Annotated in this window: 13 protein-coding genes and 1 pseudogene; 6 read left to right on the forward strand and 8 right to left on the reverse strand. The window is 69.4% G+C overall.

Going from position 1 to position 14,037, the window contains the following annotated elements; all coding sequences use genetic code 11:
- Positions 1-8: 8 nt before the first annotated feature.
- On the forward strand, positions 9-536 hold the full coding sequence (locus ACR2JA_RS19905) for a DUF3455 domain-containing protein (protein WP_434010804.1): 528 nt from the start codon (positions 9-11) through the stop codon (positions 534-536).
- A 163-nt stretch (positions 537-699) separates the two neighbouring features.
- On the opposite strand, the gene ACR2JA_RS19910 is transcribed toward ACR2JA_RS19905, so the two are convergent.
- On the reverse strand, positions 700-1,761 hold the full coding sequence (locus ACR2JA_RS19910; protein WP_434010792.1) for a histone deacetylase family protein: 1,062 nt from the start codon (positions 1,759-1,761) through the stop codon (positions 700-702).
- 80 nt (positions 1,762-1,841) lie between these two features.
- On the opposite strand from ACR2JA_RS19910, the pseudogene ACR2JA_RS19915 reads away from it, so the two are divergent.
- Positions 1,842-3,059: pseudogene (locus tag ACR2JA_RS19915) on the forward strand (6-phosphofructokinase).
- Positions 3,060-3,238: 179 nt separating this feature from the next.
- Entirely contained in the window at positions 3,239-3,823 is a 585-nt protein-coding gene (locus tag ACR2JA_RS19920; protein ID WP_434010793.1) for a CBS domain-containing protein, read from the forward strand.
- A 27-nt stretch (positions 3,824-3,850) separates the two neighbouring features.
- Here the strand turns inward: ACR2JA_RS19920 and ACR2JA_RS19925 are convergent, their stop codons facing one another.
- From ACR2JA_RS19925 to ACR2JA_RS19935, 3 genes are read right to left on the reverse strand one after another with little or no spacing between them, the layout of a single operon-like run.
- Positions 3,851-4,846, reverse strand: a complete 996-nt coding sequence (locus ACR2JA_RS19925; RefSeq protein ID WP_434010794.1) for a type II asparaginase — start codon at positions 4,844-4,846, stop codon at positions 3,851-3,853.
- A gap of 5 nt (positions 4,847-4,851) precedes the next feature.
- Positions 4,852-5,697 (reverse strand): enoyl-CoA hydratase-related protein, encoded by an 846-nt coding sequence (locus tag ACR2JA_RS19930; protein WP_434010795.1) that lies wholly within the window; start codon positions 5,695-5,697, stop codon positions 4,852-4,854.
- A complete protein-coding gene (locus tag ACR2JA_RS19935) occupies positions 5,660-6,949 on the reverse strand; it encodes a Y-family DNA polymerase (RefSeq protein WP_434010796.1) in 1,290 nt (429 codons plus the stop codon). Before ACR2JA_RS19935 ends, ACR2JA_RS19930 begins: the two co-directional genes overlap by 38 nt.
- A 73-nt stretch (positions 6,950-7,022) precedes the next feature.
- Between ACR2JA_RS19935 and ACR2JA_RS19940 the strand changes: the two genes are divergently transcribed.
- Positions 7,023-7,748, forward strand: a complete 726-nt coding sequence (locus tag ACR2JA_RS19940; RefSeq protein WP_434010797.1) for an SIMPL domain-containing protein — start codon at positions 7,023-7,025, stop codon at positions 7,746-7,748.
- Here ACR2JA_RS19940 and ACR2JA_RS19945 read toward each other — a convergent pair.
- Together ACR2JA_RS19945 and ACR2JA_RS19950 are read right to left on the reverse strand one after the other, a co-directional pair.
- Complete coding sequence (locus ACR2JA_RS19945; RefSeq protein WP_434010798.1) at positions 7,720-7,959, reverse strand: DUF3079 domain-containing protein; 240 nt, start codon at positions 7,957-7,959, stop codon at positions 7,720-7,722. The genes ACR2JA_RS19940 and ACR2JA_RS19945 overlap by 29 nt on opposite strands.
- A gap of 103 nt (positions 7,960-8,062) precedes the next feature.
- Positions 8,063-8,590 (reverse strand): anti-sigma factor domain-containing protein, encoded by a 528-nt coding sequence (locus ACR2JA_RS19950; RefSeq protein ID WP_434010799.1) that lies wholly within the window; start codon positions 8,588-8,590, stop codon positions 8,063-8,065.
- A 162-nt stretch (positions 8,591-8,752) separates the two neighbouring features.
- Here ACR2JA_RS19950 and ACR2JA_RS19955 point away from each other — a divergent pair, with 162 nt between their 5' ends.
- Positions 8,753-9,757: a BLUF domain-containing protein gene (locus ACR2JA_RS19955; RefSeq protein ID WP_434010800.1), complete on the forward strand. Its 1,005-nt coding sequence runs from the start codon at positions 8,753-8,755 to the stop codon at positions 9,755-9,757.
- Positions 9,758-9,770: 13 nt separating this feature from the next.
- Here ACR2JA_RS19955 and ACR2JA_RS19960 read toward each other — a convergent pair whose 3' ends face one another.
- On the reverse strand, positions 9,771-10,925 hold the full coding sequence (locus ACR2JA_RS19960) for an alpha-hydroxy acid oxidase (RefSeq protein WP_434010801.1): 1,155 nt from the start codon (positions 10,923-10,925) through the stop codon (positions 9,771-9,773).
- A 106-nt stretch (positions 10,926-11,031) separates the two neighbouring features.
- A complete protein-coding gene (locus tag ACR2JA_RS19965) occupies positions 11,032-12,594 on the reverse strand; it encodes an AAA family ATPase (RefSeq protein ID WP_434010802.1) in 1,563 nt (520 codons plus the stop codon).
- A 124-nt stretch (positions 12,595-12,718) separates the two neighbouring features.
- Between ACR2JA_RS19965 and ACR2JA_RS19970 the strand changes: the two genes are divergently transcribed.
- On the forward strand, positions 12,719-14,037 hold a 1,319-nt coding region (locus tag ACR2JA_RS19970), incomplete at its 3' end, for a class I adenylate-forming enzyme family protein (RefSeq protein ID WP_434010803.1).

The raw sequence follows: 14,037 nt of genomic DNA on the forward strand, positions 1-14,037 counted from the left end.
AAACCACCCTGGCCGCCATGGCCGCCATCGCCCTGTCGGCCTGTGCCTCCAACATGAGCGCGCCCGCCATGCCCTTCTCGCAGGCCAGCCTGCCCGCCGCCGTGCAAGTGCCGGCCGGCCACCAGGTCGCCATGGAAACCGTGGGCGTGGGCCAGATCACCTACGAATGCCGCGCCATGAAAGACATGGCCGGGCATGAGGGGGTCTTTGTCGGTCCCGATGCCCAGCTGATGAGCCGCAGGGGCCAGCAGGTGGGCAAGTACTACGGTCCGCCCGCCACCTGGGAAAGCATGGACGGCTCCAAACTCACCGCCACCCAGCTGGCGGTGGCGCCGGGCGCGGCCGGCAGCATCCCGCTGCAGCTGGTTAAGGCCAACCCCGCCATGGGCATGGGCGCCATGCAGGGCGTGACCTACATCCAGCGCGTGGCCACGCAGGGCGGCGTTGCGCCGGCCATGCTGTGCGATGCGAGCAAGATGGGCAGCAAGGAAATCGTGAAGTACCAGGCCGACTACATCTTCTGGAAGGCGGTGTGAGGCAGGCACCCCCTGCGCCGCTTTGCGTCTTCCCCCTCTCTCGCCTTCGGCGGGAGGGGGACGGCACTGGTCGCCCGGCAAAGCCGGTTCGACGGTGCCTCTGGAATGTGCCGCGTCGTGCCGAACGGGGTGTTGGCCGGCCGACCGGTGAAGCCAAGCGCCGTTAGGAGGCGCGTTCAAATCCTGCCAGCAGGTTGACCGCGTTGGTACCGACCGCGTCCACCGCGTAGCCGCCTTCGAAGGTGAAGACCGTGGGCAGACCGGCGCCGGCCAGCGCCTCCCCCACCGCGAAGTAGTCGTCGCTGCGCAGGGTGAAGCCCGAGATAGGGTCGCCCTCAAACGTGTCCAGGCCCATGGGCACCACCAGCGCGCCGGCGCCGAAATCGGCCACGGCCTGCAAAGCGCGCTCCAGCGCGGCGCGCCAGGTGGCAAAACCGGTGCCGCGCGGCAGCGGCAGGTTGAGGTTGAAGCCCTCGCCCGAACCCGCGCCGCGCTCGTCCGCATGGCCCAGGAAGAAGGGGTACTCGGTCATCGGGTCGCCGTGGATGGAGACCGTCAGCACGTCGGCGCGCTCGTAGAAGATGGTCGGCGTGCCGTTGCCGTGGTGGTAGTCCACGTCCAGCACCGCCACGCGCTGCTGGCCACCTTCACGCAGTGCCTGGGCGGCGATGGCGGCGTTGTTCAGAAAACAGTAGCCGCCGAAGAAGTCGGCCCCCGCGTGGTGGCCGGGTGGGCGCGTCAGGGCAAAGGCGCTGCGCGCGCCGCCCAACACGTCGTAGGCCGCCTCCAGCGCGCAGGCCGCACCGCCGCGCGCCGCGGCCCAGGTGCCCGCCATCAGTGGGGAGCCCGAATCGAAGGAAAACAGACCGAGGCGGGCGGCGAAGTTGCGCGGCAGCACATCGGTGCGGAAGGCATGCCGGTTGCCCAATGGCCAGACCGAGGGCAGCGCATCGCGCTGCGCATTGGCAGGGTCCATCGCCACCCACTCGTCCCAGGCGCCCGCCAGGAACGTGGTGTAGCGCGCGTCGTGCACCCGGCCGATCGCCATGTCCAGCTCGGCGTCGACGATGGCCGGCGTGAGCAGCTCGCCCAGCGGCCGGCGCTGCAGTTCGGCCAGCACAAAGTCCAGCCGCGCCGGCACTTCGTGGCACGGCACCATGCGGCCGCGGAACATCTCTTCGCGCCCCTGGTGCAGCGCGTGGTGGGGGTTGTGGAAGGTTCTCATCGTGGGCGTGAGTGTCGCACCGCCGGTGGTGGCGGGGCTATATTGATCGCGTTGCCCATCGAATGTTTCAGGAGTCCTTCATGTCATCCGGAAAAATCCTCGTCGCCCAGGGCGGCGGCCCCACGGCCGTCATCAACCAGTCGCTCGTGGGCGTGGCGCTGGAGGCGCGGCGCTTCCAGAACGTGCAGCGCATCTACGGTGCGCGCCACGGCGTGCGCGGCATCGTCGACGAGAACTTTGTCGACCTCACGCAGGAGACCAGCCACAACCTCGAAGCCGTGGCGCGCACGCCGGCCTCGGCGCTGGGCTCCACGCGCGACAAGCCCGACCTGAAGTACTGCCAGGAAATCTTCAAGGTGCTCAAGGCGCATGAGATCGAGCACTTCTTCTACATCGGCGGCAACGACTCGTCGGACACCGTGCGCATCGTCAGCGAAGAGGCGCGCAAGGCCCACTACCCGCTGCGTTCGATCCACATTCCCAAGACCATCGACAACGACCTGGTGGGCAACGACCACACGCCGGGCTTCCCGTCGGCGGCGCGTTTCGTGGCGCAGGCGTTTGCCGGCGCCAACCTCGACAACGCTTCGCTGCCGGGCGTGTACGTGGGCGTGGTGATGGGCCGACATGCGGGCTTCCTCACCGCCGCGTCGGCGCTGGGCAAGAAGTTCCCGGACGACGGCCCGCACCTGATCTACGTGCCCGAGCGGGTGTTCGAGATCCCGAAGTTCCTGGCCGATGTGAAGGCCATGTACGAACGCCACGGCCGCTGCGTGATCGCGGTCAGCGAAGGCATCCACGACGCTTCGGGCCAGCCCATCATCACCCAGCTGGCCCAGGACGTGGAGAAGGACGCGCACGGCAACGTGCAGCTGTCTGGCACGGGCGCGCTGGCCGATCTGCTGTGAGAGGAGATCAAGGCCAAGCTGGGCATCAAGCGCGTGCGCGGCGACACCTTCGGCTACCTGCAGCGCAGCTTTATCGGTTGTGTGAGCGACGTGGACCAGCGCGAAGCGCGCGAGGTGGGCGAGAAGGCGGTGCAGTTCGCCATGTGGGGCAGCGTGGACGGCTCGGTGGCGATCAAGCGCACCGGTTTCTATTCGGCCGACTACGAGCTGCTGCCGCTGGACGCCGTGGCCGGCAAGACGCGCACCATGGAAGATCAGTTCATCTCTGCCAGTGGCACCGACGTGACCGACGCCTTCCGCCTGTACCTGCGGCCGCTGCTGGGCTCGGACATGCCCGATGCCTTCCGCCTGCGCTTCAACCCGGTGGCCAGGGTGCTGCACAAGGGGTGATGCTGGCCTTCGCCGCCTTAAGCCTGGGCTCATTCTGGGCGACCACGATGCCAGCACCGGTTCAGGGCCTGCACGCTTGCGGTGAGGTGGCGGCGCTGCTAGCCTGAAGACCGGTCCGAGCCGCGCAGCTTCCACGGGCTCGGTGCGTCTTCCACTTCTTGCAGAAAGGCGAACGTACCGTGAACACCCTGACCACTTTTCGATTTCCCGAGGGCACCTGCATCGCGCAGGCGCAGCCCAACGCCGGCGTACCGGTCACGCTGGCGTCGCCCGGCCGCGCGGTGATGACCGACCTGACGCATGTGCGCGCGGCCACCATCCGCCCCGACATGCCGCTGACCGAGGCGCGCCAGACCATGATCCACCAGGGCGTTCGCCTGTTGTTCGTGGTCAGCGAGATGCCCTGTGTGGACGGGCTGATCACCTCCACCGATCTGGAGGGTGAGCGCCCGATGCAGCAGATCCACAAGCGCGGGGTGAAGTACGAGGACCTGAGCGTGGCCGACGTGATGTCGCCGCTGGCCTCGCTGGACGCGATCGACCTGGAAGACCTGGCCCACGCCGATGTGGCCAAGGTGGTGGCGACGCTCAAGCAGGTGGGGCGGCGCCACCTGCTGGTGGTGCAGAAGGCCGGCACCGGCCACGGTCCGCGGGTGCGCGGTGTGATCTCGCAGGCGCAGATCGAGCGCCAACTGGGGCGGCCGATCGACATGGTGGAAACCGCGGGCAACTTTGCCGAGATCTCCGCCACACTGGCCGCCTGACGGCACTGCCCGCCGCCGGCGGATCGGTCAGTGCTCGTCGAACAGGCGCTGCACCGCGCGCGGGTCGCGCGTCTGCGTCAGCGCCAGTTGCAGCAGCACGCGGGCCTTGGGCGGGCTGAGCGTGTCGCCCGCCACGGTGCCGTGCGTCTCGTCGTCGAACTCCATGCCGCGGGCCACCAGCCCGTGGGCACCGCGCGGCGCCCGCACCACCACCACGCCGCGTGCCACCGCTGCAAGGATGGCCGGCTGGACCCGCCGGCTGACCGATGCGGTGCCGGCCCCGGCGTGCACGATGCCCTGCGCCCCGGCGGCGACAAAGGCGTCGATGGCGGTGCCGTCGTCGCCTTCGTGCCCGTAGGCGATGTGCACCCGCGGCAGGCTCTGCAGGCCGCTGATATCGAAGGCGCTGTCAGTGGTGTGGCGCCGCAGCCCGCCGCGGTAGAACAGGGCTCGGCGATCGCTCACCAGCCCCATGAGCCCGAACAGCGGTGAGGTGAAGGCGTCCACCGTCATGGTGTCGGTCTTGTGCAGGTCGCGGGCGCCGATGATGCGGTCGTTCATCACCACCACCACGCCGCGGCCGGTGGCCTGTTCGCTGGCGGCCACCACGGCGGCGCGGAACAGGTTCATTGGCCCGTCCGCGCTCAGCGCGTCGGCCGGGCGCATGGCGCCCACCAGCACCACCGGCTTGGGGCTGCGCACCGTGAGGTTGAGGAAATAGGCGGTCTCTTCCAGGGTGTTGGTGCCGTGGGTGACGACCACACCGTCGCAGGCGTCGCTGGCCAGCAGGGCGTTGATGCGCTGGGCCAGGGCCAGGCGCACTTCGCCCGTCATGTCCTGGCTGGCGACCTGTGCCACCTGCTCGCCGGTGATGTCGGCCACCTCGGCCAGCGCCGGCACGGCGGCCAGCAGGTCTTGCACCGGCGTGACGGCCGGGCGGTAGCCCACGTACTGTGTGGCGGACGCGCTGGCGCCGGCGATGGTGCCGCCGGTGGCCAGCAGGTGCAGGCGGGGTCGGTGCACGGTGTTCAGCCCAGTTCTTTGAACGACTGCAGCGCCGACAGCGGCGTGAAGTTGCCTGCGCGTTTGTCCTTCATGGCCGCGATCGATTCGCGCACGTGCGCGTTGCTCCAGATCGCTCCCTGCAGCCAGCCCATCTGGCGCAGGCTGTCTTCCACGCTGTGGTCGCGGGCATAGGTCACGGCCTGCTTGGTGCCCCAGACGGCGATGGGCGGCTTGCTGGCGATCTCTTGCGCGCACTGCAGTGCGGCGGCGAGCATCGCTTCGGGCGTGTCGAACACGGCGTTGACCAGGCCGTACTGCTCGGCCTTGGCCGCACCCAGGCGGCGGCCGGTGTAAGCCAGCTCCTTGACCACCGCGAACGGCACCAGCTTGGGCAGCCGCTGCAAGGTGCCCACATCCGCCACCATGCCGATGTTGATTTCCTGGATGCAGAAGAACGCGTCAGCCGTGGCGTAGCGGATGCAGCCGGTGGTGACCATGTCCACCGCACCGCCGATGCAGCCGCCCTGGATCGCGAAGATCACCGGGCAGCGCAGCGCCTCGATCTTGCTGAAGGTGGCCTGCATGTCGGTCAGCAGGTCGAAGATGGCGGCGCGGCCCTCGGGGCTCTGGTCGTCCATCTGGATCGCTCCAGCAAAGGTCTCCAGCGCCATGCCGGCACTGAAATGCTTGCCCGTGGAACTGATGACCAGCGCCCGCGCCGTGCCTTCGCGGTGCAGCCGGGTGACGATCTCGTCGAGCTCGCGCCAGAAGGTCGGGTGCATGGTGTTCATCGCCTCGGGGCGGTTCATCACCAGGTGGGCAATGTGCCCGTCAATCCAGTTCAGGGAAAAGCAGGTCGGTGCGTTCATCGGGGGCCTTGTGGTGGGAGGTCTGGCGCTCACTGTAGCCTTGGGACGCCGGGCTTTCTGTCCCCGCCTTGACGAGCGTGCCCACCCGCACGCCCAGCAGCCGGAAACGCCGCGACAGGTCCACCCGCTTGAGGCACAGGCCCGCCACGCGGCGGATGGTGGCCGCGTCGGCGATGTGCACGTCGATGGTCTGGTCGCGCGTGACCTTCTCGAAGTTGTCGAAGGTGATCTTGATGCCGATGGTCTTGCCCACGTAGCCCTTGCGCTGCAGGTCGCCGGCCACCTGTTCGCACAGGCGGGTCAGGATGGCCCCGGCCTCGGCCCGGTCGCGCACCGCGTGCAGGTCGCGGTCGAAGGTGGTTTCGCGGCTCATGCTGACCGGCTCGCTCTCGGTCACCACCGGGCGGTCGTCACGCCCCCAGGCGGCGGCGTGCAGCCAGGCACCGTAGCTGCGGCCGAAGCTGTCCACCAGCCAGGGCAGCTCGCGCGCCGCCAGCTCGCCGATGGTGTGGATCCCGTGGCCCTGCAGCTTGGCGTCGGCCTTGGGCCCCACGCCGTTGATCTTGCGGCAGGGCAGGGGCCATATCAGCGTCTGCAGATCGTCGGGTTGCACGATGCTGATGCCGTTGGGCTTGTTGAATTCGCTGGCCATCTTGGCCAGCAGCTTGTTGGGCGCCACGCCGATGGAGCAGGTCAGCCCGGTCGCCTGGAAGATGCTTTTCTGGATCAGCCGCGCCAGTACCCGGCCGCCTTCGCGCTGGCCGCCTGGCACCTGGGTGAAGTCGATGTAAACCTCGTCCACACCGCGGTCTTCCATGACCGGCGCGATCTCGGTGATGGTGCTCTTGAACAGGCGCGAGATGCGCTTGACCTCGTCGAAGTCCACCGGCAGCAGGATCGCGTCGGGGCACAGCTTGGCGGCCTTCATCAGCCCCATGGCCGAACCCACGCCGAACTGCCGCGCCGCGTAGGTGGCGGTGGTGGCCACGCCGCGGCCCACGTAGTTTTTCAGGCGCGGGAAGAAGTCCAGCGGGATGCGGTCCAGGTGCTGCGCGTCCCACTCGCGCTCGGGGTAGGCCTCGCGCAGGCGGGCGAACATGTCCTCCTCGCGCCGCCGCCCGCCGCCGATGACCACCGGCAGCCCCTTGAGCTGCGGGTAACGCAGCAGCTCGACCGAGGCGTAGAACGCGTCCATGTCGAGGTGGGCGATGCGGCGAAGCGGTGGGGCCGGGGCGGTCACAGCAGGGAGCATAGCGCCGCGTGGCGGGTCTAAACTGGGGTCGATGGCGGTCGCTGTTGGCCGTGTCTTATTGGGGAGTTTGCACATGAACACCACCTTGTCCCGCCTGCTCACGGCGTTGCTGGTCGCGGGCGGCGTGGCCGCGGCGGGCCTGTTCGTCAGCGGCGGTCTGGAGCGCTTTCGCATGGCCGATCGCAGCATCTCGGTCAAAGGTCTGGCCGAGAAGGATGTCGAGAGCGATTTCGCCATCTGGACGCTGAACTTCCGCCGCGCTGGCAACGAATTTGCCGGTGTGCAGCAGGCCCTGGCCGGCGACCGCGACAAGGTGCGGGCTTTCCTCAAGGCGCAGGGCTTCCAGGACGACGAAATCGAAGCCAAACCCCTGTCGGTGCAAGACCTGCTGGCGCGCGACTACGCCCAGGGCAACGTGCCGTTCCGCTTCAACGGCAGCGGCCGCATCGTGGTCAAGAGCGCGCGCGTGGCCGAGGTGGAAAAGGCCGCCCTGGCGCTGGACCCGCTGATCCAGGCCGGCGTGCAGCTGGGCGGCGAAGGCGAGGGCGCGACCGGGCCGCGCTACCAGCTGCGCGGCTTCAACGACGTGAAGGCGCCCCTGCTGGCCGAAGCGACCAAGAACGCGCGCGAGCAGGCGCAGAAGTTCGCCGCCGAGGCCGGGGCCACCCTGGGTCCGCTCAAGAGCGCCAACCAGGGCGTGATCCGCATCAGCGGCGACGACGGGCAGGACTTCGACGACGGCAGCTCGCGCACCAAGCGCCTGCGCGTGGTCAGCTCGTTCGAGTACGAGCTGCGTTGAGCAGCAGGTCTTCTTCCGGCACGTTCGTGACCACGGGCACCGGGATGCCCGACCAGGTGTCCCAGCCCGGACCGAAGGTCTCGACCGGGTGCTGCGTGCGGTCCGACCCGTTGCCGCACAACATGGCGTTGGCCGCGCAGTAGCGGTCGCAGCCCCAGCAGTTGCGTTCGGGGTGCGGCGGGTTGACGGGGAAGCGTTTGGCGGTGCTCACAACGCCGCCAGTGTGGCGCCAGCGGCTGCTCGGCGCCTTGACGCCGAGCAAACAATCCGAGCGGCGTCGGAGCGTGGGGGCGTGGGGGCGTGGGGGCGCTACCTTAAATCGCTTTTTGCACCAGCCAGCCCTTGAACAGCCAGGGCAGGCTGGGCGGGGCGCCGGCGGCTACGCCGCCCTTGTTCTCGGCGCTGATGGCCAGTTCCACCGCGCCCTGCAGGTCCACCGGCAGCACCGGGATCTGCAGCGTCTTGTACTTGCTTTCGATGATGCCCAGCGAGCGGGGCTTGCCGTCCGCGCCCAGCACCCAGACCTGCATGCTGTCCTCGCGGCCTTCCTTGACCTCGTTCAGGCGCTGCAGCTGCAGCTTGTTGTCCTTGGCGGTGAAGGTGGCCAGCATGGCCGGCAGGCCCTGGCCGTCCGCCAGCACCGCCACCTGGGTGATCTGCGGCTGGTCGGCCAGCTTCCCCTGCAGGTGCACGATTTGCGCTTTGAGCTGTTCCACCATGCTGGCGCTGGCGGCCCAGCCGATCAGCAGCAGCACCAGCAGGGCCACAGCCAGCAGCCGCCACCAGGACGACACACGGCGGTCAGCGGGGGCTTGAGAAACGGCGGAATCGGTCGATGTCATGGTGGTGAAGCAGCGGGCAAGGTCTTGTGGATCACCACATGGACCGATGCGGGCTTTCGGGCCTAACATGCGTCCCCCGCGGTGACCGAACGACGGGGCGCTGATTGTCCCATGCCCCTTGTGGCCGCTCCGCCTGCTTCGCCTGCTCCGCTGTTGTTGCCCATGTCTTCTTCTGACCACGACCTCTCTGCCACCCACTGGCCCGACAGCGCCTCGGAAGTGCCGCTGCAGTCGGTATCGCGCCTGATTTACGCCAGCCTCAGCAAGGTGGACGGCCCGGTGCTCGACGAGATGCGCCGCATCCGCGACCACGCCGTGGTGCACAACCAGGCGGCCAGCCTGCGCGTGGCCCTGCTGCACATGAGCGGCTGGTTCGTCGAGTGGATCGAAGGGCCCGAGGTCGGCATCCGCGCGCTGCTCGACCGCGTGGCGCAGGACCCGCGCCACCAGGGCCTGCAGGTGGTGCACCACAGCAGCGGCAAGCCGCGGCTGTTCCGCCCCTGGATCGGCTCCATCGTGCAGTCCGACGAGGGGCCCACCGCGTTTGCCCGCCGCCTGTTTGCCCTGCAAGACCGGCAGGTGCGCGCCACGGCGCTGGAGCCGGCCAGCGTGTGGCTGCGCCTGTGCTCACCGCCCGCGGCCGACATGCCGCTGACCGACGGCGCCTTCCCGCGTGCCATGCTGCTCTCGGCCCAGGGCGCTCACGCGTTCGAGCTGCTGCAGACCCTGGCCACGCACCAGCGGCGCCCGCTGGTGCGCCGGCGCTTTGCCGGGGCGGCCGACGCCGCGCGCGACGTGGAAAGCGATTACCTGGACCTGCCTGCGCTGGGTCAGGCGGGCTGGCGCCTGGTGGCCAACGCCCGCAAGGGGCTGGCCATGGGCATGGCGCACGCCTTTTTGCCCGATCACGCCGCCGTGGTGCTGCTGCTGTGTGACGACGCCACGCGCAACCAGCACCTGGTCGAGCGGGTGCTCGCGGCCAACCGACAGGTGCACCACGCGCCCGTCATCGTTGCCCTGGGCACGCATGCCCAGGTCACGCCCGAGCTGCAGACGCTGGTGGAACGCCAGGGCCTGCCCTGGGTGGCGGCGCGCAGCCCGCTGCAGCGCCCCGATGATCTGGACCTGTGGGACGTGCTGCAGCCGGTGCTGCAGCACATTGCTTGAGGCGCCAGACGCCTCAGGCGGTCGGGAAGGTGCCCGGCAGCAGGATGGACTGGTCCACGTTCTGGATGTTGGTGTGGCCGCAGAAGGCCATGGTCACGTCCAGTTCCTTGTGGATGATCTGCAGCGCCTTGAGCACGCCTTCTTCACCCATGGCACCCAGGCCGTAGACCATGGCGCGACCGATCATGGTGCCGCGCGCGCCCAGCGCCCAGGCCTTGAGCACGTCCTGCCCGCTGCGGATGCCGCCGTCCATCCAGACCTCGATCTGGTCGCCCACGGCGGCCACGATGGCCGGCAGCGCCTCGATGCTGCTGGGTGCGCCGTCGAGCTGGCGGCCGCCATGGTTGCTCACCACGATGGCGTCGGCCCCGCTCTGCACCGCCAGTTGCGCGTCCTCCACGTCCATGATGCCCTTGAGGATCAGCTTGCCGCCCCATTGCGCCTTGACCCAGGCCACGTCTTCCCACGACAGCGTCGGGTCGAACTGCTCGTTGGTCCACGAGGCCAGCGACTTCATGTTGGTCACCGCCTTCACGTGGCCCACCAGGTTGCCGAAGGTATGGCGCTTCGTGCCCGCCATGCCCAGGCACCAGCGCGGCTTGGTCATGAGGTTGATGATGTTGGCGATGGTCGGCTTGGGCGGCGCGGTCAGGCCGTTCTTCAAATCCTTGTGGCGCTGGCCGATCACCTGCAGGTCCAGCGTCAGCACCAGGGCGCTGCACTTGGCCACCTTGCAGCGTTCAATCATGCGGGCCATGGCCTCGCGGTCGCGCATCATGTACAGCTGGAACCAGAACGGCGCGGTCGTGTTCGCCGCGATGTCCTCGATCGAGCAGATGCTCATGGTGGACAGCGTGAAAGGGATGCCGAACTTCTCGGCCGCCTTGGCCGCCTTGATCTCGCCATCCGCGCTCTGCATGCCGGTCAGGCCCACGGGGGCGATGCACACCGGCATCTTGGTGGCCTGCCCCACCATCTTCGTCGCCGTGGTGCGGTTTTCCATGTTCACCGCCACGCGCTGGCGCAGCTTGATCTTCTGGAAGTCGTCGCTGTTGGCGCGGTAGGTGCTCTCGGTCCACGAGCCGGAATCGGCGTAGTCGTAGAACATGCGCGGCACGCGCTTTTCTGCCAGCACGCGCAGGTCTTCGATGGTGGTGATCACGGGCATGGGGCTTGTCTCCGGTTCGGGTGAATCGGGCGATGGTAGCCAGCCCGCCGCCAAAAGGCTTGTGAAAGCGCGACAGCCGGGTTTGAAGAAATTTACGGGGCCGCGTTCACTGTGTCAGCGCGCTGGTGCGTTCGGCGTCGGTCAGCGGCTCCAGCCAGCCCAGCTGCTGCTCCAGCACCGCCAGCGTCGCTTCCGACGCGTCGCCCCCCGCCGCCTGCCGCGCGCCGATGCGCTGGCGCAGCACTTCCACCGGTGCCTCGCAGGCCAGGATGTGGAACGGGCAGCCATCGGCCTGCGCCAGGTCGGCAAAGGCCCGGCGCTCGGCCGCGCGCAGAAAGGCCGCGTCCACCACCACCGTCCAGCCGTCCTGCAGCAAGCCGCGGGCGCGGGTGCGCAGCGACGCGTAGGTTTCCTCGTGCGCCTGCGGCCGGTACAGGCCTTCGTTCAGGCCCGATCCGCTGGCCGCCAGCGGGCTCACGCCGTGCAGGCGCTTGCGCTCCACGTCCGAACGCATGCGGATCGCGCGGCCGCTCGCCTCGGCCTGCAGCCAGCGGCCCGACGCCCAGGTCTTGCCGCTGCCCGACAGGCCGTGCGTGATGACCAGCCGCGGCGCCGGTGGGTGCGCAATCGCCTGCGCCAGCGCCAGGTAACGCCGCGCCTCTGCCAGGCTGTCGGCCGCCTCGGGCGTGCCCGCCTGCTGGCCCGCGCGCAGGGCCGCCACCTTGGCCCGCACCCCCGCCCGGTAGCTGGCAAAAAAGCTCCACACGCTGGGCGCCGACACGTCGCCACTGGCGTCCAGCCAGTCGCTGATCAGGCCGTTCGCCAGCCCCGGCTGGTCGTGGTCCAGCAGGTCCATCCAGGCAAAGGCCATGTCGCTGGCCACGTCGATCCAGCGCAGCTCGTCGTTGAACTCGATGGCGTCGAAGGGCAGCACCTCGTCCGGGTGCCCGCCCTCGGCCGGCACCAGCACCAGGTTGGCCAGGTGCAGGTCGCCATGCCCCTCGCGCACGCGGCCCTTCTGCCGCCGCCGCGCCAGCAGCGGTTCGATGGCCACAAAGCGCTGCTCGGTCCAGTCGCTCAGGGCGCGCACCAGCGCCGCATCGGCCGGCTCGCGCAGCGCCGTGCGCAGGGTGCTGAAGTTCTCGCGCGGCCAGCGCATGGCCGCCGCCGGGTGGCCCCAGGGCTGGTCCGGCCCGGCCACCGCCGCCCGCGCCTGGAATCGCACCATGCGCCGCGCCAGCCCGGTCAGGTGCTCGGCCGTCAGCGCGCCGCGCGCACACACATGGTCCAGCCGCGCGGCCTCGTCAAAGCGGTGCATCTGCACCGCGTATTCGATGGCCGGTGCCGTCTCGCCCGGGCGGCCCCAGCGCGGGTCGTCGGGCGTGCCCACGATGGACACCACCCCGCGGTACAGCTGGGTGGCCGGGCGGTCGTGCTGCTGGAAACGCCGGTTCACACGGATCTCGGTCTCGCACGCGTGGCGCCGCGCGCCCAGGGTGCTGAAGTCCATGAACGCAAAGCGCACCGGTTTCTTGATCTTGTAGGCCACATCGCCCGCCAGCAGCACCCAGGCGCCGTGCGTCTGCACCAGCTCCACCCGCTGCACGGGATGGGGGTAGCGGGCCGGGTCGAGCAAGGCGGTGATCAGCGGGGGCAGGGTTTCGCTCATGCGATCCACTGTAAGGGCCCACACCCTTTGCCTGCCTGACGGCCTGCCGAGCCCCGGTTCGCCGCCCCGACAATGTGCAGAGACCGCCCCAACGGTACCCGAGCCACACCCCACAGACCCCGCCATGAACCTTGCCCACCTGCTGCAGCGCCAGGCGCTGGAACACCCCGTCCGGCCCGCCCTCTTCAACGGCACCCAGCCCGTGTCCACCCACGCGCAGTGGGCACAACGCGCCGCCCGCGTGGGTGCCCGCCTGCGGGCGGCCGGTCTGCAGCCCGGTGACCGCGTCGTGCTGTTCATGCGCAACCACCCGCGTTATCTGCAGCTGCTGTTCGGCGCCTGGTGGGCCGGGCTGGTGGTGGTGCCGGTCAACGCCAAGCTGCACCTGAAAGAAGTGCAGTGGATCGTGGAAAACGCGGGCGCGCGCCGGGCCTTCGTCACGTCGGACGTGGTGCCCGACCCGACGGAGCTGACCGGGCTGGACGGCGTGATGGACGTGGACAGCGCCGACTGCGAGGCGTGGATCAACGAGGGCGAGGGCCTCGAATACATAGAAGACCGCGCCCCCGACGACACCGCCTGGCTGTTCTACACCAGCGGCACCACCGGCCGGCCCATGGGCGTGATGATCACGCATCGCAACCTGCTCACCATGGGGCTGGGCTACTTCAACGACGTCGACCACGTCAGCCCGCAGGACGCCATCGCCTACGCCGCGCCCATGTCGCACGGAGCGGGGCTCTACGCCATCCCGCACCTCATGGCCGGCGCGCGGCACGTGGTGCCCGCCTCGGGCGGCTTCGACGCGGCCGAGCTGTTCGAACTGGGTCGCTCACTCGGCCCGCTCTCGCTGTTCGCGGCGCCGACCATCGTCAAACGCATCGTGGACGAGGCCGAGGCGCAAGGCCTCACGCCCGAGCAGTGCGGCCAGAGCTTCAAGACCATCGTCTACGGCGGCGCGCCCATGTACGCCGCCGACATCCGCCGCGCGCTGCGCACCATGGGCCCGCGCTTCGTGCAGATCTACGGTCAGGGCGAAAGCCCCATGACCGGCACCGCCCTCAGCCGCGCCCACCTGGCCGACACCGCGCGCCCGCGGTTTGAGGCGCGCATCGCCTCCGTCGGCGTGGCGCAGACCCCTGTGCGCATCCGCGTGGCGGGGCCCGACGGGCAAGCGCTGTCCGCAGGCGAAGTGGGTGAAGTGCTGATCAAGGGCGACAGCGTCATGGCCGGCTACTGGCGCAACCCCGAGGCCACGCAGGCGGCCATCCGCGACGGCTGGCTCTGGACCGGCGACATGGGCGCGCTCGACGCCGACGGCTTACTCACCCTCAAAGACCGCAGCAAGGACCTCATCATCAGCGGCGGCAGCAACATCTACCCGCGCGAGGTGGAAGAAGTGCTGCTGCACGCCCCCGGCGTGGCCGAAGTGGCCGTGGTCGG

Source organism: Hydrogenophaga sp. (assembly GCF_051007235.1).
Lineage (GTDB): Bacteria > Pseudomonadota > Gammaproteobacteria > Burkholderiales > Burkholderiaceae_C > Hydrogenophaga.

Coding starts and splice junctions, on each gene's coding strand:
- ACR2JA_RS19910 (WP_434010792.1), bottom strand. CDS start 1,761: ATGAGAACCTTCCACAACCCCCACCACGCGCTGCACCAGGGGCGCGAA.
- ACR2JA_RS19930 (WP_434010795.1), bottom strand. CDS start 5,697: ATGAACGCACCGACCTGCTTTTCCCTGAACTGGATTGACGGGCACATT.
- ACR2JA_RS19935 (WP_434010796.1), bottom strand. CDS start 6,949: ATGCTCCCTGCTGTGACCGCCCCGGCCCCACCGCTTCGCCGCATCGCC.
- ACR2JA_RS19940 (WP_434010797.1), top strand. CDS start 7,023: ATGAACACCACCTTGTCCCGCCTGCTCACGGCGTTGCTGGTCGCGGGC.
- ACR2JA_RS19950 (WP_434010799.1), bottom strand. CDS start 8,590: ATGACATCGACCGATTCCGCCGTTTCTCAAGCCCCCGCTGACCGCCGT.
- ACR2JA_RS19955 (WP_434010800.1), top strand. CDS start 8,753: ATGTCTTCTTCTGACCACGACCTCTCTGCCACCCACTGGCCCGACAGC.
- ACR2JA_RS19960 (WP_434010801.1), bottom strand. CDS start 10,925: ATGCCCGTGATCACCACCATCGAAGACCTGCGCGTGCTGGCAGAAAAG.
- ACR2JA_RS19965 (WP_434010802.1), bottom strand. CDS start 12,594: ATGAGCGAAACCCTGCCCCCGCTGATCACCGCCTTGCTCGACCCGGCC.